We start from the raw sequence: 18,078 nt of genomic DNA, 5'->3' as shown, positions 1-18,078 counted from the left end.
TATTTAACTTCTAAATTAAAAAATGAAATTCCCCAAACCTTATACGTTAAAAGAAATCGCAGGTCTTATAGACTGTGAATTCAGAGGTCCTGAAGATTTTGAAATTTTGGGAATGAACGAAATTCATGTGGTTGAACCAGGTGATATCGTCTTCGTAGATCATCCAAAATACTACGACAAAGCACTTCAATCAGCCGCAACTATAGTACTTATAAATAAAGATGTTGAATGTCCGGAAGGAAAAGCGCTGTTAATCTCAGATGATCCATTCAGGGATTTTAATCAATTAACGCAACACTTTAAACCATTTAGACCGGCTAATAGCGCTATAGCTGCCGATGCCGTTATAGGTGAAGGTACCATTATTCAACCAAATTGTTTTATTGGAAACAATGTAAAAATCGGTGAGAATTGTGTAATTCACTCTAATGTGAGTATCTATGACGATGCCATTATTGGAGATCATGTAACGATTCACGCAGGAACGGTTTTAGGAGGAAGCGCATTTTATTATAAAAACAGACCAGAAGGTTATGATCAGCTAAAATCTGGTGGACGTGTAGTTATAGAAAATAATGTAGATATTGGTGCTGCTTGTACTATAGATAGAGGTGTAACAGGAGATACAACAATAGGAGAGGGGTCTAAATTAGATAATCAAATCCAAATTGGTCACGATACCATCATCGGTAAAAAATGTTTAATCGCTTCACAAACAGGAATAGCAGGTTGCGTTGTGATTGAAGATAACGTTACCATTTGGGGACAAGTTGGTGTTAAAAGTGGAATCACCTTAGCTAAAGGAACTGTGGTATATGCGCAAAGCGGCTTATCACACTCTACAGAAGAAGGTAAAACCTATTTTGGTTCGCCAGCTTCTGAAGCTAGAGCATTTTTTAAGGATATGGCTTATGCTAAAAAAATTCCAGAAATACTTCAAAAATTAAAAAACATATAATGTCAGCAAAAGAAGTTGTTAAAGCATTTTATGAGTCAGATGTAGCCAATGACGCTACTTTAGTTTCAAGACTCTTTCATAAAGATTGTGAATTACATTGGACAGGCAGTCAAGGCTTTGTTCTGTACGACTATAAAGGTGTCGAAGGTTTTTTTGAAGGCACACGTCAATCTTATAATAGCCTTCGATTTGAGTTTACTCATTTTATGGAGGTCAATGATACCGTTGTTACAAGGCATACCATCTACGGTCGTACGATTGAGCATTCAGATGATGAAACTATTTTAGCTCATGTATCTTCCATTTGGGAGATAAAAGACGGTAAGATTTTTCGCTGTTACGAAATCAGTCAACAAGCAGATGAGAGTAACGAAGCTAGTATGAAATCCTACAAAGAAATAAAATTATAAAAGAGGTCGCTTTTGCGTATTAAATCTCTTATTTTTGCATAATAAAATTTAAATCAACAATATAAAATGAGCGTTTTAGTTAATAAGAATTCTAAAATTATAGTTCAAGGATTTACAGGTAGTGAAGGTACATTTCACGCTGAGCAAATGATTGAATACGGTACTAACGTTGTTGGAGGTGTGACTCCTGGGAAAGGTGGTCAAACTCACTTAGACAGACCAGTTTTTAACACAGTTCAAGAAGCTGTAGAAAAAGCAGGTGCAGACACAACTATTATTTTTGTACCACCAGCTTTTGCTGCAGATGCTATTATGGAAGCTGCAGATGCTGGAATTAAAGTGATTATCACTATTACAGAAGGAATTCCTGTTGCAGATATGATTAAAGCTGCAGATTATATCAAGGATAAAGATTGTCGTTTAATTGGACCTAACTGTCCTGGAGTTATCACTCCTGGTGAAGCTAAAGTTGGTATTATGCCAGGTTTCGTTTTCAAAAAAGGTAATGTTGGGATCGTTTCTAAATCTGGTACTTTAACATACGAAGCTGCTGATCAAGTAGTGAAACAAGGTTTAGGTATTACAACTGCTATCGGTATTGGTGGAGATCCAATTATTGGAACTACAACTAAAGAAGCTGTAGAGTTGTTAATCAATGATCCAGAAACTGAAGCTGTGGTTATGATTGGTGAAATTGGTGGACAATTAGAAGCAGATGCTGCACAATGGTATAAAGCAAGTGGATCTAAGAAGCCTGTTATTGGTTTTATCGCTGGTGAAACTGCTCCTGCTGGGCGTACAATGGGGCACGCTGGTGCTATTGTAGGTGGTTCTGATGACACTGCTCAAGCAAAAAAGAAAATTATGAGAGAATGTGGAATTCACGTTGTGGATTCTCCTGCTGAAATTGGAAAGAAAGTTGCTGAAGTATTAGGCTAATCTTTCCCACATAAAACTGTTAAAAACCTTACAAAATCTTGTGAGGTTTTTTTATTTCTTGCAACTTGTAATTGCTATCTTTGAATAGAGCCTTTCGGCTGAAAATTAAGATTAGTCTGAAGTTTATTTCAGAAAATTAGTAATTGATTTAAGAGAATATCGAGAACCATTCAATTAAATTTTATTTTCGTTTCTTGAAAATGAATAATGAGTTGTTCCGAGCGACAGAATAAAATTATAAACACGAACACATGAAACTATTAGAAGGAAAAACAGCCATCATCACAGGAGCAAGTCGTGGTATTGGTAAAGGTATCGCTGAAGTTTTTGCTCAGCATGGCGCTAATGTTGCATTTACATACAGTTCATCTGTTGAAGCAGCAAACCAACTTGAAAAAGAATTAAACGCACTTGGTGTTAAAGCGAAAGGCTACCAAAGTAACGCTGCAAACTTTGATGAATCTCAAAAATTAGCTGAAGATGTTTTAGCGGAATTCGGCTCTATAGATATTCTTGTAAATAATGCAGGAATCACTAAAGATAATCTCCTTATGAGAATGGGTGAGGCTGATTTCGATAAAGTTATCGAAGTTAACTTAAAATCGGTTTTCAACATGACTAAAGCAGTACAACGTACAATGTTGAAGCAACGTAAAGGCTCTATAATTAATATGAGTTCTGTAGTTGGTGTTAAGGGAAATGCTGGTCAAACCAACTATGCAGCCTCTAAAGCTGGAATAATTGGGTTTTCTAAATCGGTGGCTTTAGAATTAGGGTCAAGAAATATTAGAAGTAACGTTATCGCTCCAGGTTTTATTGAAACAGAAATGACGGCGAAGTTAGATGAAGAAACGGTTAAAGGTTGGAGAAATGCCATTCCTCTAAAACGAGGTGGTACTCCTGAAGATATAGCTAACGCTTGCGTTTTCTTAGCAAGTGATTTAAGTGCTTATGTTACAGGACAGACACTTAATGTGGATGGTGGAATGTTGACTTAATAAAATTGAATGGTCGCTGAACATTTTAAAGCGATAACAATTAATGAATTCAGAAACCATTATATATATAATTATAGCTGCAATAACAGCGCTTTCATTAGCGCTGTTTCAGTATTTATATAAATCGAAATTAAATTCTAAGCTCAAATATGTTCTTGCTGCGCTTAGGACCATTTCAATATTTTCTATTCTTCTTTTACTCATAAATCCAAAATTTGAGTCTTTTACTTATTTTGATGAAAAACCAACTTTAGTCGTTGCTGTCGATAATTCTGAATCCATCTCATACTTAAAACATGATGAAAGTGCTAGACAAGTGGCTAGTGCATTAATCGACCATACAGAATTAAATAAACGATTTAATATTCAATCGTACAGATTTGGAAAATCTGTAAACACCTCAGATAGTTTAAACTTTAGAGAAAGACAATCTAACATATCCCTAGCTTTAAAACAGTTCGGTGAAGTTTATGCGAACCAAACAGCTCCAATAGTTTTAATAAGTGATGGTAATCAAACTTATGGCTCAGACTATAGTTATACAGCAAAAGGAATAGAGCAATCGATCTACCCAATGATTCTTGGGGATTCCGCAGTGTATGCTGATCTCAGTATTAAACAGCTTAATGTAAATCGCTATGTGTATCTAAAGAATAAGTTTCCTGTAGAAATCATAGTCAATTATAGTGGAAGTGAAACGGTGAACACAGAACTTAAAATCTGGTCTGGTAATACGGTTGTTTTTAGAAAAAACCTTCAATTTGATGTTTCAAAAGCATCTGAAATTATTTCAACCGCTCTAACGGCAAATAGCGTTGGTGTAAAAACTTATCGTGTTGAATTAGTCGCTTTAGAAAACGAAAAGAACACGGTAAATAATTTCAAAAATTTTGGAGTTGAAGTGATTGATCAGAAAACAAATATAGCTCTTGTTTATGATCGAATGCATCCTGATTTAGGAACGCTAAAAAAAGCGATTGAAAGTAATGAACAACGCAGTGTGTCTATATTGAAGCCAAAAGATTACTTGAGCAAAATAAATGATTTTCAATTGGTTATACTGTATCAGCCAAATAGAAAATTTAAATCTGTAATCGACGAAATTAAACTTCAGAAATTAAATACATTTATAATTACTGGGGCTACAACAGATTATGCTTTTCTGAATAGTGCGCAGTTAAAATTTAACCAAATAGTCACTAGGCAAACCGAAGATTTTCAACCTGTTTTAAATCGAAATTACGGAACTTTTATTATTGATAATTTAAGTTTTAGTAATTATCCACCTTTAAAATCGGAGTTTGGTAATATAGAATTTTTAAGCGCTCATGATATTGCACTTTATAAATCGGTAAATGGTATTGAAACCGAACAAGCAATGCTTACAACCATAGAGTATGAGAATACAAAGCATGCATTATTATCAGGTGAAGGGATTTGGAGATGGAGAGCACAATCGTATTTAGAGACAAATAGTTTTCATGATTTTGATAACTTCATTAATAAATTGGTGCAATACCTGAGTTCGAATAAAAAACGAAACCGGATTAATATTGATTATAAATCATTCTATAATGGTAATGACGATGTGGTTATTAAAGCACAATATTTCAATAAAAATTTTGAATTCGATAATTCAGCTTCCTTAGGTATTGTATTGAAAAATACGAAGTCTAATAGTATTAGAGAGATTCCTTTATTATTAAACAACGGAAATTACATCGTAGATTTAAGTGGTATTGAGGCGGGATTGTACGACTTTACGATTAAACATAATTCTGAAGCAGTTTCTGCCTCAGGAAGTTTTGAAATATTAGAATATAATGTAGAGCAACAATTTTTAAACGCAGATTTAACAAAGTTAAATACTATAGCAGATAATAGTGGTGGAGCAGCTTATTTTACGACGCAATTGGATTTGCTAATAGAGAGCTTACTGAGCGATAAACGCTACAAAATCATACAAAAGAGCAGTAAAAATATTGTACCTTTGGTAGATTGGAAATATTTACTCGGCTTAATCGCTTTAAGCCTTTTTACTGAGTGGTTTATTAGAAAATATAACGGATTAATTTAAAAAAAATAGAATGGAAAAATTACCAAAAGTTGGATTGCCGATATTAATCGGATTTATTATTTTAATTGTAATCATAGCAAAATCTGCTGTAACTATAGACTCTGGAGAAGCCGGTGTGTTATTTAAAACTTTTGGAGAAGGAGTAGTAGTAGATGAGCCGCCAATGGGTGAAGGATTTCATATAGTTGCCCCATGGAATAAAGTATTTGTCTACGAAGTGAGACAACAAGAAATTCTTGAAAGAATGAATGTCTTATCTTCTAATGGTTTAGATATTAAATTAGAAGCTTCTATTTGGTTTCAACCAGATTTTAAACAGTTAGGAAAATTACATCAGGAAAAAAGCGAAATGTATAAGGAACGTGTGTTGCTTCCAGCTATCCGTTCTGCAGCGAGAAGTGTTGTAGGTCGTTATACTCCAGAACAGTTATATTCGAGCAAGCGTGATGCTATTCAACAAGAAATTTTTGAAGAAACTAAGAAAATTGTTGAAGACCAATACATTCAGTTAAATGAAGTATTAGTTAGAGATGTAACGTTACCTCCAACGATTAAAGATGCGATTGAGCGAAAATTAAAGCAAGAACAAGAGTCTTTAGAATATGAATTTAGATTAGTTACTGCTGCAAAAGAAGCGGAAAAGCAAATCATAGAAGCGCAGGGTAAAGCTGATGCAAACAGGATTTTAAGTGCTTCTTTAACGGATAAAATATTACAGGATAAAGGTATTGAGGCAACTATAAAACTATCGGAGTCACCTAACAGTAAGGTTATTGTTATTGGTTCTGGTGATTCTGGAATGCCTATTATTCTTGGAAATCAATAGAATTAAATATTCTTAAGGGATTAAAAACCGTTTGAGTTAATCAAACGGTTTTTATATTTTAAGTCTGTTTTTAAGGCTTAAAAAATAGACTATTTCTATAGGACTATTAACGAAGTCATTTCTCTCGTATAGAATTACAATTACCAAAGCAAAATGTCTGACGTTTTAGATACTTAATTCTTTATTTACTGAACTTTACGCCATATAAAACAGGTGTGGATTAGAGCAATACAGTTAGATTAAAAGCATGTAAATCAGACAAACGGTAGGTAGTTGTAGGTTAATTTACAAGTTTTGCGCAGTTGGTCGAATAAATGTTTATTTCGTCGGATTTTTTTGATTTATGATATAATTTTGAAGCCACAACAACTAAATAAACAATTAAATTAACCCCAAATCTTATGAAAAACTTTAAACCTACACTAGTTTTTTTGTCAATGGCTTGCGTTCTTAATTTATCGAACGCACAAGAAAAACTTCAAGGAGATACGTCCTTGAAAAATGAAATTCCTATTTCTACAAATGATAGTTTATCTCAGACAGATAGCGATTTACTATTAACATCAATGAACGCAGGAAGTACGTACACTTATAATAATGAATGGGACATGGAGCCTAACTTCGGTAGTCTAACATCTAATGATGTTCTTAATATCGAAAAAGGACATGTAATGATTGGTGTGCCTTTAACTTGTCAAGTGATTAATGTGAGTCCTGGCGCATCTTTATCTATAGACCACGTTGTTACTGTGACTTCAGATATAGTATTAAGCTCTACAGATACTGAGTTTGCAAGTTTAATTACAGATGGTATCATCACTGGTACTGTAAAATATCATCGTTTTACAGCTAAAGCAAATCCAAACGAATTAGTTTCATCTCCTTTACCAGGAGAAAGTTTTGGTGACTTTATGTCTGAGTCTGGTACTAATAAAGACTCTATAGCTACTCATCCTTATACGCCTACTATAAAGGCTTATGCGATTTACGACATGAATCAAAGACTATATCGTAATTACAATCTAGCTACTGATAGTACTGAATTTTTGTTAGCAGGAAAAGGTTATCGTGCAGCTACGGTTTCAGGTAATGCATTAACTTATACTTCAACTAATCCTACTCAAGGAGATGTTTCTATAGCTATAACCAACGCTGGTGATGCATGGAACTTAGTTGGAAATCCTTATGCCTCATTTCTAAATTTAGGTGATTTTTTAAATTTAGATAATAATTCAGATGTATTTACAACAGAGCAAAAATCTGTTTATTTCTATACAGGAAATTCTCATGATAAATGGGATGTATGGAACCGTGCTAAATTGGATCATACCCCAACAAAATTAGTTGCGCCAGGTGAAGCTTTTTTTGTTAAAGCTAGCAGTGATGCCAATCTAGAGTTTACCAAGGTGATGCGTAGCCATAATTCTGGTTCATCAGCAAGGTCTGAGAACTCCCCACATTATGGTCATCTTAAATTAAAAATAAGCTCAGGAACTGCCAGTTTTAGTACTGATTTGTATTTTAATAGTAATGCCTCTGATGGAATAGACCCAGGTTATGATGCCGCTTTGTATAGCCAAACGCCTCCTGCTGTTTCTATTTACTCTCATTTGGTAGAAGATAGTTCAGACTTAGCGCTTGCTATTCAATCTTTACACAATACAGCCATGAATAACGCAGTAATTCCTTTAGGAGTTCATGCCTATCAAGGAGAGGAAATTACTATTAGTATTGAAGAAAATGATATGTCAGATGATATAAAAATTTATTTAGAAGATAGGTTGAATAATACGTTCACCTTATTAAATTCTGAAAACTTTGTATATGTCCCTGATACTAATTTATCTGGAGCGGGAAGGTTTTATTTAAATTTTGAAAATGTTTCCCTTAGTGTAAAAGATACTAATTTCGAAAAATTAAGTATTGTTTCTAATAATGCTGAAAACACGATTGTTATAAACGGTCTTGTACAAGTTGGTACAAATGCAAAATTATATGATGTAAATGGTCGTGTTGTTTTGTCACAACCTTTAAGTGTGAATAGTTCTAGTCAGGAAATAAATGTGAGCCAACTAACTGCAGGCGTTTATATCATGGAATTAAATAGTAACACCAATGAAAGAAGAATAGAGAAATTAATTATAAACTAATTTAATAAGCGTATTAGACTATAATTTACTCATTATTAAAGCAACCATAGTATTACACCGCTATGGTTGCTTTTTTTTATTTATAAAAGTTTTTAAAACCAATAAGAGAGTTAGGAAAATTAAACTAAGTTTTTGGAATCATAAATAAAATAGCGTTCTTGCCACTATGTTTAATAAGCGCTACTATTACCTTATAAAAATTCAATATTTAGGGTATCGTTTTCACGGTTGGCAAAAACAACCAGATGTAAAAACGGTGCATTTAATGATTGATCGAACTCTAAAATTTATTCTTCAAGATACAAAGTTTAAATCCTTAGGAGCTGGAAGAACAGATGCTATGGTTTCAGCAAATGAAGCCGCATTGGAACTTTTTATATATAATGAGCCTATACAAGATTTCGACGCCTTTTTAGAATTGTTCAATCATAATTTGCCTCAAGATATTAGAGCATTGTCTATTGTCGAAGTAGATAAATCGTTTAATATTATTCAAGATTCCAAGCTAAAAGAATATCATTATGTTTTTTCTGAAGGCCAAAAAAATCATCCGTTTTGTGCACCAATAATGACTACCATTCTAGAGCCACTAGATGTCGAGTTAATGAAGCAAGGCGCTAAATTATTTGAAGGCAGACATAATTTTAAGACTTATTGTTATCGCGCGACAAATAAAGGTGAGTATACTCGAGAGATAGAATCTTCAGTTATTGTAGATAACGATATGTACACCGCAAATTTCTTTCCTGACAAGTCTTATGTGCTAAAAGTTGTAGGGAAAGGATTTATGAGAAACCAAATTAGATTAATGTTTGGAGCTCTTATAAAATTGGGTAGAGGAGAGGTGACATTAGAATATATTGAAAATACTTTAAAAGATGATAGTACCGAAGTGATGGATTATATAGCGCCAGCTTCGGGATTAATATTACACGCCATAGATTTCGAATAAAAAAAAGAGGATCTAAAATTCATCCTTTTATGCAATCCAAAATTTTGAGATGGCTTGCTTAGTAAAACGAATTAATAATAAGCACACTACTATAACCATAATGGGCATGATTAGTTGTGCTAAGGTCATTTCAATATTAATAAATAAATAGATATGTTGTGTAATAGCGGCAAAGGCTGAAACAATAAAAAAGGGAAGTGCCCACTTCGTTCTAATTAATAAGGCAATACATCCTAAAGTTCCGCCAAATACAGCTAAAGCAAATGCTGCTGTGTACCATACAGGGAACTCCATTAAAAACTCGGATTGCTGTTCTTTAGGAAGTTTTGCAATTAAATCTTCCGTCATAAAGGCTCGGCCTAAATAAGCCATAACTCCAGCGCCATTCCATAATAAGGCAAGTATACTAATTACCCAAAACCAAATCGGAGGTTTAGATTTTATAGTTCCCATGGGCTTGTATTTGTTTTAGTTAAAAAAAAGCTCAAGAATCCTGTTTCTAGACTTATCAGAAATATAAAATTCTAAATAATAGGTGTTTATAAGAACTTAAATGTAAAAAAGGTGGAGCGGATTTACTCTGCTACATGAAGTTTAGGTTCTTTATCCACAAACTTACCATCGACAGATTCTCCTAAGATAATCACTTCTTTAGAGCGCTCGTACATTTTAATGGCACGATGCATCTGTAACTTAGTTCCACTATAAAGTTTTACGCCTGATTTTGAGCCCTTATTTCTAATCTCAATGTAGAAACCGTCCTTTAATTTGGTTGGTCTTGTTGCTGGTCTTCCCATAAAAGTAATGTCTGTTTTAAAAGAAGTGCATAATAGGGAAAATAAACCTAACTACCAAGCTTCTGCTATGACAAATTAAAAATCAAACTATTTTTAAGAATAAATTAACTAATACTAAGTGTATTATCTATCAAATCTTAAAGTTCCTTGCTAAGAATAAAAGTTATGATCTTAATGTCATTTGCCCAACTTTAGTGGCTATTTTCATTTGTCTTATCAAATTTATATACGTCAAGAGTTATTGGTTTTGAGCAAATATTTTCTGTCAAACCTAGAGATATTTGTATGAATAATTCAAATTTAAAAATGAAAGATCAATTTAATACAGCATTAGGGAATCTCATTGATAAACTTTTAGGATGGTTTAACGCAATTATAGAAAATATACCAAATTTTATTTTAGCCGTCTTAGTATTGATAGCTTCCTATTATGCGGCGAGACATATAAGTAGGTTCGTTAGAAAGCTTGTGGTTAAACGTGTAGAACAACATTCTATTGCCAATGCTATATCGAGAGTAACTACAGTTATTGTGGTAGCATTTGGCTTGTTTATAGCACTAGGTGTTTTAAATTTAGGTAAAGCATTAACCTCATTATTAGCAGGTGCAGGTGTTGTTGGATTAGCTATTGGTTTGGCTCTTCAAGGCACATTAGCTAACACCTTTGCAGGGCTTCTCTTGTCGTTTAGGAAGAGAATTAAAATTGGCGACTGGGTTGAGACTACAGGTTTTTCAGGAGAAGTAATGGATATCAATTTGAAAGACTTCACTCTAAAGGAAGCGGACAATAATATAGTCATCATTCCAAATAAAACCATTTTAGATAATCCGTTAAAAAACTATTCTTTGACTACAAGAATGAGAATATTCTTAGAATGTGGAGTAGGATATGAATCGGATTTAGAGGAAGTAGAAAAACTGACTCGTGAAACTATAGCAAATACCTTCGACCAAGTTGAGTCTGCAGAAGATGTAGAGTTTTATTATACCGAATTTGGAGATAGTTCAATTAATTATTTATGTCGATTTTGGATTGAGGCAGATAGTATACTAGAAAAACTAAAAGCTAAAACTAGAGCAATTATAGAAATCAAGAAAGCTTATGATAAGGCTGGTGTTAATATTCCATTTCCTATTAGAACCGTACAATTTGACAACAAGTTAAACATCAATAATGCTAGTTCAAATCAAAAGTCTTAAATTATCGCATTATTGTAATTAGTTAACAATAAAAATGCGAATTCTATAAAATAATGTGGAACTTTAAGAGATAATTGTATATTGTTCATTGAATTAGTCACAACATCTGTAATCATGAAATGTTTAAGGTTTAGTGGTCGATTCAAAAATATCTTATGTAATTGAGTTAATAGTCATAGGATAAGAGCAAACTAAATCAAAGTAACAAACCGATATTTGTAATATTAATAACCACTAAAACCTAATCACAATGAAAAAATTAAGTTATTTATTTATAGCCTTATTTAGTTTAAGTCTACTAACAACGAGCTGTAGAGAACAGAAGTCTACAGGTGATAAAATAGAGGACGCAATTGACGATGCTGGAGATGCAGTGGAAGATGTTGCTGATGATGTTGAAGACGCAGTAAACTAATATATTTAGACGAATATTTACATGTAAAGAAAGCCATCAATTTTGATGGCTTTCTTTATTTTTATAGAAATTTTAAATATAATGAGTCAATCAATTCCAGAAGAACTATTTGTCTTCCTAAAGAAAATTGAAAAAAATAATAATCGTGAATGGTTTAATGAGCATAAACCTGAGTTCAAAGCTATCGAATTAGAAATGAAAGCGGTCTTTAATCACCTCGGTGATCTGATGAATGCTCATGATCAAATTGAAAAAATAAAGGTTTTCAGGATTTATAGAGATGTCCGTTTTTCTAAAAACAAGTTGCCATACAAAACCCACTTTGCAGGATCTTTCGCTAGAAAGAAACCTGAATTAAGAGGAAATTATTACGTGCATCTTCAACCGAATAATAAATCATTTATAGCAAATGGCTTTTGGGATCCTAATAAAGAAGATCTTTTACGAATTAGAAAAGAATTTGAAACGGACGATAGTGAAATTCGTGACATTCTAAACCACTCGGCTTTTAAGTCGGTTTGGGGAGATTTTAAAGGAGAGGCGTTAAAAACAGCGCCCAAAGGATTCGATAAAACACATCCTGCAATTGATTTAATTAGACGGAAACAGTTTACATTCACTAAAGAATTTACAGACCAAGAGGTGTTATCTGAAGACTTCATTAGTCAAGTTAATGAAGCCTTCAAACTAGTACGGCCTTATTTTGATTATATGAGTGATGTGCTCACAACGAATTTAAATGGTGAATCAATTTTATAAAACTTCCTGTATAATATAACGCTTTTCGTTAAACTGAAATTCATCGTCTTTTTTACGATTTCTCAACAATTGACCAAGTGGAGAAGCAAGTGAAATTATATAATATTCAGAGCCTTCGACTATAACCTTTCCCATACTTAGAGCAATGAAAAACGTGATACTATCCGTTTTAACCAAGCTGCCTAAAACTACAGAATCCGAAACTAAATTAGGACGCATGAGTTTGAGCTGTTCACGCATTTTATTAGCATCATTAAGGTAATTCATGTTTTTTTCTAAATCATCTAAGAGTTTAGAGTTTCCAGAATCATCTTCCTCGTTGCTTACTTTATCATTGTTCTCAATAGATTCCTTAATAAGTTCTATTTCGTTTTTGTAGCCTAATACGCGCTTATCGGCACATTGGGTACAAAGTTCTAAAAGTTGTTGCTTAATTTTCATTGAAACGGCCTTAAATAGCCTCTAGAGTTTCTGGTTTTGTGAATAATTGAATACTATGGATTAATCGCTCTTTAACTATGTTCATCATACGTTTATTTAATGCTGAAGAATTCTGAATATATAACTTGTATTCTTCAACCGTAAATTGACCGATAATCATTCCTTTTAATGAATTCCTGAACTTAATATCCTTTTGAATCGCATTCTCTATATAACGAAGTTGATCATCTAAATTTAAGTTGTGAAATGCATTTTTATGTTTCACTATATAATTACTAAATACAGCGATTAATAAATTGTGCTGCATCTTGATAATTGGGCGTAAAGTCGTATTTTGAAATGCTTCTTGGTCCGTAATTCCATCATAGACTTTCGCGGTTGAAATTTCGGGTCTTATAGATAGAAGGCTTTGGTTTCTTGTAGACATGGTAAAGTGATTATTGATTAATCTGTTATTAAAATTACGTAATAAGCGAATAACTAATGGTGGACTTAAATCATATTGTTAACGTTCTTATTAACATTTTCCATTTTAATATTCAGAAAATTAATGTGCTTTACTTAATTCAAAATGAAGTATAGCTTATCTTTAGGTTTCAACATAATTAAATAAATTATACACAAATACATATGAGATTCCATACAAGAAAATGGGTAAAACCCGAAGATTTAAATCCTAATGGTACTTTATTTGGAGGCCGTCTTTTAGCCTGGATAGATGAAGAAGCTGCACTGTATACAACAATTCAGCTTGAAAATTCTAAAGTTGTCACCAAGTATATGTCTGAAATCAATTTTACCTCTTCAGCCAAACAAGGCGATATTGTCGAAATAGGAATCGACGTTAAAAAATTCGGTAATTCTTCTATTACGCTTAAATGTGAAGTAAGAAATAAAATGACAAGAGAAACCATCATAACCGTTGATAATATTATCATGGTTAATTTAGGACCGAATGGAAAACCAGCACCTCATGGAAAAACAAAAATAGAATTCGTTAAAGACCGATTAGGCGAATAGTTAGATATGTTTATCTAAGGATAACTCGTAAATTTCTAAGTCAAAGAATTTTACTGAAGCTAAGATATGGTCAAAAATATCTCCTAATATATATTCGTAATTAGCCCAACGTTGATCTTTACTAAAGGCATAAACTTCCATAGGAATACCTTGTGGAGTTGGCTCTAATTGACGAACCATTAAGGTCATATCTTTATTTAAGGCTGAATGATTTTCTATATAAGTTTGAAGGTATTTTCTAAATACTCCAAAATTCGTCAAGTTTCTTCCGTTGATTAAAACCGACTTGTCAATATTGTTTCTACTGTTGTGAGCTTTAATATCCTTAGCTCTCGTTTCTAAATAATCTGTAATTAACTGAATCTTGCTAAAGCGTTCAATATCTTCATCAGTTAAGAATTTAATAGTAGATGTCTTTACAATTACAGAACGTTTAATTCGGCGTCCACCAGAGTCTAGCATGCCTCGCCAATTCTTAAAAGAATCTGAAATTAAAGCATAAGTTGGGATAGTGGTTATTGTTTTGTCCCAGTTTTGAACCTTAACAGTGGCTAAGTTAATTTCTATAACGTCACCATCAGCACCATATTTATCAAAAGTAATCCAATCACCAATTCTAACCATATCATTGATAGATACTTGTATACTGGCCACAAAACCCAAGATTGTATCCTTAAAAATAAGTAGGATGACGGCTGAAGCAGCTCCTAAAGTCGTTGCAAATTTTATAAAAGAAACTCCCGTAATAATGGCAATAATGGAGAAGAATCCAAGTAACCAGGCAAAAATCATAAATACTTGAACATAGCTGTCAATAGGCTTGTCCTTATATCTAGATAATGTTTTGAGATAGTCTTTAATAGAACTTAAGATGCTTCGAATGATCTGAAGCGTAAGTACTATGGCTATAATTTGAAGGGTTTTTTCAATTATATTTTTAGCGTATTCAAAATCTGTAAATACCTGAGGAACAAATTCAATAAGAATTAAAAGAGGAATAATATGTGCTATATTCCTTGGTAATTTATTCGTGATTAGAATATCATCGAATCCTGTTTTTGTACGTTTTGCAATTCCGGCTGAAAAATGCCACAAAAAGCGTTTGGTAATATAGTCTACAATAAAAGCAAGTAATAACAGAGCAAGAAGAAGACCTAACATATTAAGATACTTCGCAGTATCCTCTGTTAAACCATTCTCAATGAAAAAGTCATATAAAAAATGTCTCAGGTTAAGCACGTTTCGACTTGTTTAAATATTTTTTCTCTATATAAAAAGTTCCAAAAGGGATCACTGATGCTAGAAGAACTACCCATAATGTGCGGTTTGGCCATTTCATATCTGAGCTAATTAATACAGCCATAATTACATAGGCAATGAATAAAATACCATGAGGCATTCCTAACATTTTAACGTATTGCGGATCTTCATAAAGATACTTAATTGGTGTTGCAATGAACAGCAATAAGATATATGAAACACCTTCTAATAAGGCTGTAATTCTAAAAACAGGTAATAAGTTTGGCATCTCGTTAATTTTTGTGCAAAAGTACAGTGAATAAAGTAATAAGAGAAGAATTTAACAGCTTTTAAGAAATTACTAAACTAACTAAAATCTATTAATTATATTTATCAGTATTTTCAACTAATCAACCATAATATTCATGAGAAAAACGCTAACATTAATAGTGAGCACTTGCGTTCTACTATCTTGTGCTACAGTGCAATCAACCGGAAACAAAAAAGATAATACGTCAAGAGCACAAACACAATCAACAAGTCCTAAAAAAAATAACGGAAAAATAAAACCTTACGATAAGGTGATTACGGCCGATGCCATTTCTGATGTAGGCTTATTCGACGTGCATTTAGTTGATGAAAAGTATTATTTCGAAATTCCGTTGGAACAACTGAATACAGATATGTTATTGGTGAGTCGTTTTTCTAAACTACCTGCAAATTTAGGTGGTGGATATGTCAATGCAGGAACAAAAACCAATACTCGATTGATAAACTGGGAACGTTTTAAAAATAAAATACTGATTAAAGAAAAATCACATAGTGCAGTAGCAGCAGATAGTTTGCCAATTCATGTATCAGTCAAAGCGAATAATTATGAACCAACCTTATACGCCTTTGATATTGTTGCTTTTTCAAAAGACTCTTCAGCTGTTGTAATCGATGTCACTAACTTTTACGGTTCAGATGTAAAAGCCATTAGTGGTTTATCTTCACGTTTACGATCTACGTATAAGGTGAAGAATTTAGATAAGTCCAGAAGCTTTATCAATTCAATTAAAAGTTTCCCTGAGAATATTGAAGTGATTCAGGATTTTACATATAATGCGTCTAATCCACCTGTAAACACAGGAGATGAAACGATAAGCGTTCAAATGAATCAATCTATGATTTTATTACCAAAAACACCAATGCAACCGCGTTATTTCGATGAAAGAGTGGGTTGGTTCACCTTGAGTAAATATGATTATGGAAGTGAAGAATTGAAATCTGACAAGAAGACCTATTTAAGACGATGGAAATTAATTCCTAAAGATATTGAGGCTTATAATAGAGGTGAATTAGTAGAACCGATAGAGCCAATAGTGTATTACCTAGATCCAGCAACGCCAATGAAATTTAGATCCTATATGAAAGAAGGTATCGAATTGTGGCAAAAAGCTTTTGAAGCTGCTGGTTTTAAAAATGCGATTATAGCAAAAGATCCACCATCGAAAGAAGAAGATCCAGAATTTAGTCCAGAGGACATAAGGTATTCCGTAGTGCGCTATGTAGCGAGTACAACTAGAAATGCGACAGGACCAAGTGTGGCCGACCCAAGAAGTGGTGAGATTATTGAAAGTGATATTATTTGGTATCATAATCATCTACGATCCTATAGAAATCGCTACTTATTAGAAACTGGTGCGGCAAATCCTTCAGCTAGAACTTTAAATACACCTGATGAGGAGATTGGTGAAATGATGAAAATGGTAATTGCTCATGAGGTAGGACATACCTTAGGTTTACCACATAATATGAGTGCAAGTTATGCTTATGATGTAGAAGATTATAGAGATGGGGAATTCACTCAGAAAAACGGAATAGCGGCTACTATAATGGATTATGCTCGATACAATTATATTGCACAACCAGGAGACGAAAATATTCGTTTTGTGAGACAATTAGGTCCTTATGACGAATATGCCATTAACTATGGCTATAGATATATTGATGAAGCAAAATCTCCAGATGATGAAAAAGAGATTTTAAATCGTTGGATTATGGAAAAGGCGGGTGATCCAATTTATAAATTTGGAAAACAAAGTAGTCGTTTTGATCCTACAGCTCAAACCGAAGATATTGGGAACAATAGTATTAAAGCAAGTACCTATGGTCTCAAAAACTTAAAGATTGTCGCTAAGAATTTACCGAGTTGGACGAGTGATAAAACGGATAACTACGAAGACCTAGAAGAACTTTACGGAGAATTGCTTAGTGTTTGGAGTCGTTATATAGGACATGTTGTAACGCATGTTGGTGGAGTAGTTGAAGATACGAAAAATCCATCCCAAGAAGGAGTGGTTTACACTCCTGTTGATAAAGATTATCAAAAATCTGCTATACAGTGGTTGCACAAAAATGCATTTGAAACTCCTGAATGGTTAATAAATAAGGATATTCTTCAAAATATCAACTATGCTGGTTATACAGATCGAATGAGAAGTTTACAAGTGAGACATTTGACTAATTTATTAAACTTTGAGCGTTTAGGTAGGCTTATCGATCATCAAGCATTGGATAATAGAAATTATTCAGCATTAGAAATGTTAAGTGATTTACGCCAAGGTATATGGTCCGAAGCTAAATCAGGTTCCAATGTTTCAGTTTTTAGACGTAATTTGCAGCGTGCGTATTTAGATGCAATGTTCGATTTAATGACAAAAGACTTGGATCCAAAGCGAAGCAGACAGTATTTTAACGTGAATCAATCTGATATTAGAGCCTTGGTAAGAGGAGAGTTAAATGTGATTAAACAATTACTAATTTCAGCATCTAAAGCCAATGTAAATACCGAGACAAAATATCATTATAAAGATGGCATTGAAAGAATAAATTTAATTTTAGACCCAAAATAA

At 33.1% G+C, this 18,078-nt stretch carries 19 protein-coding genes; 13 read left to right on the top strand and 6 right to left on the bottom strand.

What is annotated here, in order from left to right; genetic code table 11:
* Positions 1–22: 22 nt before the first annotated feature.
* From DFQ11_RS06560 to truA, 8 genes are all read left to right on the top strand, one after another.
* Positions 23–958, top strand: a complete 936-nt coding sequence (locus tag DFQ11_RS06560; RefSeq protein WP_110475069.1) for a UDP-3-O-(3-hydroxymyristoyl)glucosamine N-acyltransferase — start codon at positions 23–25, stop codon at positions 956–958.
* The gene (locus DFQ11_RS06555) at positions 958–1,368 is read left to right on the top strand and encodes a nuclear transport factor 2 family protein (protein WP_110475068.1); all 411 of its coding nucleotides are present in this window, start codon (positions 958–960) and stop codon (positions 1,366–1,368) included. The genes DFQ11_RS06560 and DFQ11_RS06555 overlap by 1 nt, the downstream gene beginning before the upstream one ends.
* A 66-nt stretch (positions 1,369–1,434) precedes the next feature.
* Positions 1,435–2,307, top strand: a complete 873-nt coding sequence (sucD, locus tag DFQ11_RS06550; RefSeq protein ID WP_110475067.1) for a succinate--CoA ligase subunit alpha — start codon at positions 1,435–1,437, stop codon at positions 2,305–2,307.
* Between the two features lie 251 nt (positions 2,308–2,558).
* On the top strand, positions 2,559–3,305 hold the full coding sequence (gene fabG, locus DFQ11_RS06545) for a 3-oxoacyl-[acyl-carrier-protein] reductase (protein WP_110475066.1): 747 nt from the start codon (positions 2,559–2,561) through the stop codon (positions 3,303–3,305).
* Positions 3,306–3,348: 43 nt separating this feature from the next.
* Positions 3,349–5,382, top strand: coding sequence for a VWA domain-containing protein (locus DFQ11_RS06540; protein ID WP_110475065.1), 2,034 nt, complete (start codon positions 3,349–3,351; stop codon positions 5,380–5,382).
* Positions 5,383–5,392: 10 nt separating this feature from the next.
* Positions 5,393–6,208: a prohibitin family protein gene (locus DFQ11_RS06535; protein ID WP_110475064.1), complete on the top strand. Its 816-nt coding sequence runs from the start codon at positions 5,393–5,395 to the stop codon at positions 6,206–6,208.
* A gap of 401 nt (positions 6,209–6,609) precedes the next feature.
* The gene (locus DFQ11_RS06530; RefSeq protein WP_110475063.1) at positions 6,610–8,358 is read left to right on the top strand and encodes a T9SS type A sorting domain-containing protein; all 1,749 of its coding nucleotides are present in this window, start codon (positions 6,610–6,612) and stop codon (positions 8,356–8,358) included.
* 166 nt (positions 8,359–8,524) lie between these two features.
* A complete protein-coding gene (gene truA, locus DFQ11_RS06525) occupies positions 8,525–9,310 on the top strand; it encodes a tRNA pseudouridine(38-40) synthase TruA (RefSeq protein ID WP_110475062.1) in 786 nt (261 codons plus the stop codon).
* Positions 9,311–9,337: 27 nt separating this feature from the next.
* On the opposite strand, the gene DFQ11_RS06520 is transcribed toward truA, so the two are convergent.
* Together DFQ11_RS06520 and DFQ11_RS06515 are read right to left on the bottom strand one after the other, a co-directional pair.
* Positions 9,338–9,763 (bottom strand): hypothetical protein, encoded by a 426-nt coding sequence (locus DFQ11_RS06520; RefSeq protein WP_110475061.1) that lies wholly within the window; start codon positions 9,761–9,763, stop codon positions 9,338–9,340.
* Between the two features lie 122 nt (positions 9,764–9,885).
* Positions 9,886–10,107 (bottom strand): hypothetical protein, encoded by a 222-nt coding sequence (locus tag DFQ11_RS06515; protein ID WP_110475060.1) that lies wholly within the window; start codon positions 10,105–10,107, stop codon positions 9,886–9,888.
* A 285-nt stretch (positions 10,108–10,392) separates the two neighbouring features.
* Here DFQ11_RS06515 and DFQ11_RS06510 point away from each other — a divergent pair, with 285 nt between their 5' ends.
* The 3 genes from DFQ11_RS06510 to DFQ11_RS06505 all read left to right on the top strand — a co-directional run bounded on the left by DFQ11_RS06510 (position 10,393) and on the right by DFQ11_RS06505 (position 12,481).
* A complete protein-coding gene (locus tag DFQ11_RS06510) occupies positions 10,393–11,307 on the top strand; it encodes a mechanosensitive ion channel family protein (protein ID WP_308425337.1) in 915 nt (304 codons plus the stop codon).
* A gap of 250 nt (positions 11,308–11,557) precedes the next feature.
* Entirely contained in the window at positions 11,558–11,722 is a 165-nt protein-coding gene (locus tag DFQ11_RS15255) for a hypothetical protein (RefSeq protein WP_189343003.1), read from the top strand.
* Between the two features lie 81 nt (positions 11,723–11,803).
* The gene (locus DFQ11_RS06505) at positions 11,804–12,481 is read left to right on the top strand and encodes a DUF2461 domain-containing protein (RefSeq protein ID WP_110475524.1); all 678 of its coding nucleotides are present in this window, start codon (positions 11,804–11,806) and stop codon (positions 12,479–12,481) included.
* Here DFQ11_RS06505 and DFQ11_RS06500 read toward each other — a convergent pair.
* Together DFQ11_RS06500 and DFQ11_RS06495 are read right to left on the bottom strand one after the other, a co-directional pair.
* Positions 12,476–12,922, bottom strand: a complete 447-nt coding sequence (locus tag DFQ11_RS06500) for a hypothetical protein (RefSeq protein ID WP_110475059.1) — start codon at positions 12,920–12,922, stop codon at positions 12,476–12,478. The two genes, DFQ11_RS06505 and DFQ11_RS06500, sit on opposite strands and share 6 nt — an antisense overlap.
* Positions 12,923–12,932: 10 nt before the next feature.
* Positions 12,933–13,349 (bottom strand): glyoxalase, encoded by a 417-nt coding sequence (locus DFQ11_RS06495; protein WP_110475058.1) that lies wholly within the window; start codon positions 13,347–13,349, stop codon positions 12,933–12,935.
* A gap of 203 nt (positions 13,350–13,552) precedes the next feature.
* Between DFQ11_RS06495 and DFQ11_RS06490 the strand changes: the two genes are divergently transcribed.
* Positions 13,553–13,942, top strand: coding sequence for an acyl-CoA thioesterase (locus tag DFQ11_RS06490; protein ID WP_110475057.1), 390 nt, complete (start codon positions 13,553–13,555; stop codon positions 13,940–13,942).
* On the opposite strand, the gene DFQ11_RS06485 is transcribed toward DFQ11_RS06490, so the two are convergent.
* A complete protein-coding gene (locus DFQ11_RS06485; protein WP_110475056.1) occupies positions 13,943–15,181 on the bottom strand; it encodes a mechanosensitive ion channel family protein in 1,239 nt (412 codons plus the stop codon).
* The gene (locus DFQ11_RS06480) at positions 15,174–15,470 is read right to left on the bottom strand and encodes a DUF3817 domain-containing protein (RefSeq protein ID WP_110475055.1); all 297 of its coding nucleotides are present in this window, start codon (positions 15,468–15,470) and stop codon (positions 15,174–15,176) included. The genes DFQ11_RS06485 and DFQ11_RS06480 overlap by 8 nt, the downstream gene beginning before the upstream one ends.
* A gap of 136 nt (positions 15,471–15,606) precedes the next feature.
* On the opposite strand from DFQ11_RS06480, the gene DFQ11_RS06475 reads away from it, so the two are divergent.
* The gene (locus tag DFQ11_RS06475; protein WP_110475054.1) at positions 15,607–18,078 is read left to right on the top strand and encodes a zinc-dependent metalloprotease; all 2,472 of its coding nucleotides are present in this window, start codon (positions 15,607–15,609) and stop codon (positions 18,076–18,078) included.

The sequence above is a fragment of the Winogradskyella epiphytica genome (assembly GCF_003217215.1).
Lineage (GTDB): Bacteria > Bacteroidota > Bacteroidia > Flavobacteriales > Flavobacteriaceae > Winogradskyella > Winogradskyella epiphytica.
Note: the sequence above shows the minus strand (reverse complement) of the source record. Positions and strands in the feature narration are given on the sequence as shown.

Bases quoted from the DNA above. Each gene is read 5' to 3' on its own strand.
- DFQ11_RS06540 (WP_110475065.1), top strand. From the start codon at position 3,349: ATGAATTCAGAAACCATTATATATATAATTATAGCTGCAATAACAGCG.
- DFQ11_RS06490 (WP_110475057.1), top strand. From the start codon at position 13,553: ATGAGATTCCATACAAGAAAATGGGTAAAACCCGAAGATTTAAATCCT.
- DFQ11_RS06480 (WP_110475055.1), bottom strand. From the start codon at position 15,470: ATGCCAAACTTATTACCTGTTTTTAGAATTACAGCCTTATTAGAAGGT.
- truA (WP_110475062.1), top strand. From the start codon at position 8,525: ATGTTTAATAAGCGCTACTATTACCTTATAAAAATTCAATATTTAGGG.
- DFQ11_RS06520 (WP_110475061.1), bottom strand. From the start codon at position 9,763: ATGGGAACTATAAAATCTAAACCTCCGATTTGGTTTTGGGTAATTAGT.
- sucD (WP_110475067.1), top strand. From the start codon at position 1,435: ATGAGCGTTTTAGTTAATAAGAATTCTAAAATTATAGTTCAAGGATTT.
- DFQ11_RS06555 (WP_110475068.1), top strand. From the start codon at position 958: ATGTCAGCAAAAGAAGTTGTTAAAGCATTTTATGAGTCAGATGTAGCC.
- fabG (WP_110475066.1), top strand. From the start codon at position 2,559: ATGAAACTATTAGAAGGAAAAACAGCCATCATCACAGGAGCAAGTCGT.
- DFQ11_RS06500 (WP_110475059.1), bottom strand. From the start codon at position 12,922: ATGAAAATTAAGCAACAACTTTTAGAACTTTGTACCCAATGTGCCGAT.
- DFQ11_RS06535 (WP_110475064.1), top strand. From the start codon at position 5,393: ATGGAAAAATTACCAAAAGTTGGATTGCCGATATTAATCGGATTTATT.
- DFQ11_RS06515 (WP_110475060.1), bottom strand. From the start codon at position 10,107: ATGGGAAGACCAGCAACAAGACCAACCAAATTAAAGGACGGTTTCTAC.
- DFQ11_RS06530 (WP_110475063.1), top strand. From the start codon at position 6,610: ATGAAAAACTTTAAACCTACACTAGTTTTTTTGTCAATGGCTTGCGTT.
- DFQ11_RS06510 (WP_308425337.1), top strand. From the start codon at position 10,393: ATGAATAATTCAAATTTAAAAATGAAAGATCAATTTAATACAGCATTA.
- DFQ11_RS15255 (WP_189343003.1), top strand. From the start codon at position 11,558: ATGAAAAAATTAAGTTATTTATTTATAGCCTTATTTAGTTTAAGTCTA.
- DFQ11_RS06505 (WP_110475524.1), top strand. From the start codon at position 11,804: ATGAGTCAATCAATTCCAGAAGAACTATTTGTCTTCCTAAAGAAAATT.
- DFQ11_RS06475 (WP_110475054.1), top strand. From the start codon at position 15,607: ATGAGAAAAACGCTAACATTAATAGTGAGCACTTGCGTTCTACTATCT.
- DFQ11_RS06495 (WP_110475058.1), bottom strand. From the start codon at position 13,349: ATGTCTACAAGAAACCAAAGCCTTCTATCTATAAGACCCGAAATTTCA.
- DFQ11_RS06560 (WP_110475069.1), top strand. From the start codon at position 23: ATGAAATTCCCCAAACCTTATACGTTAAAAGAAATCGCAGGTCTTATA.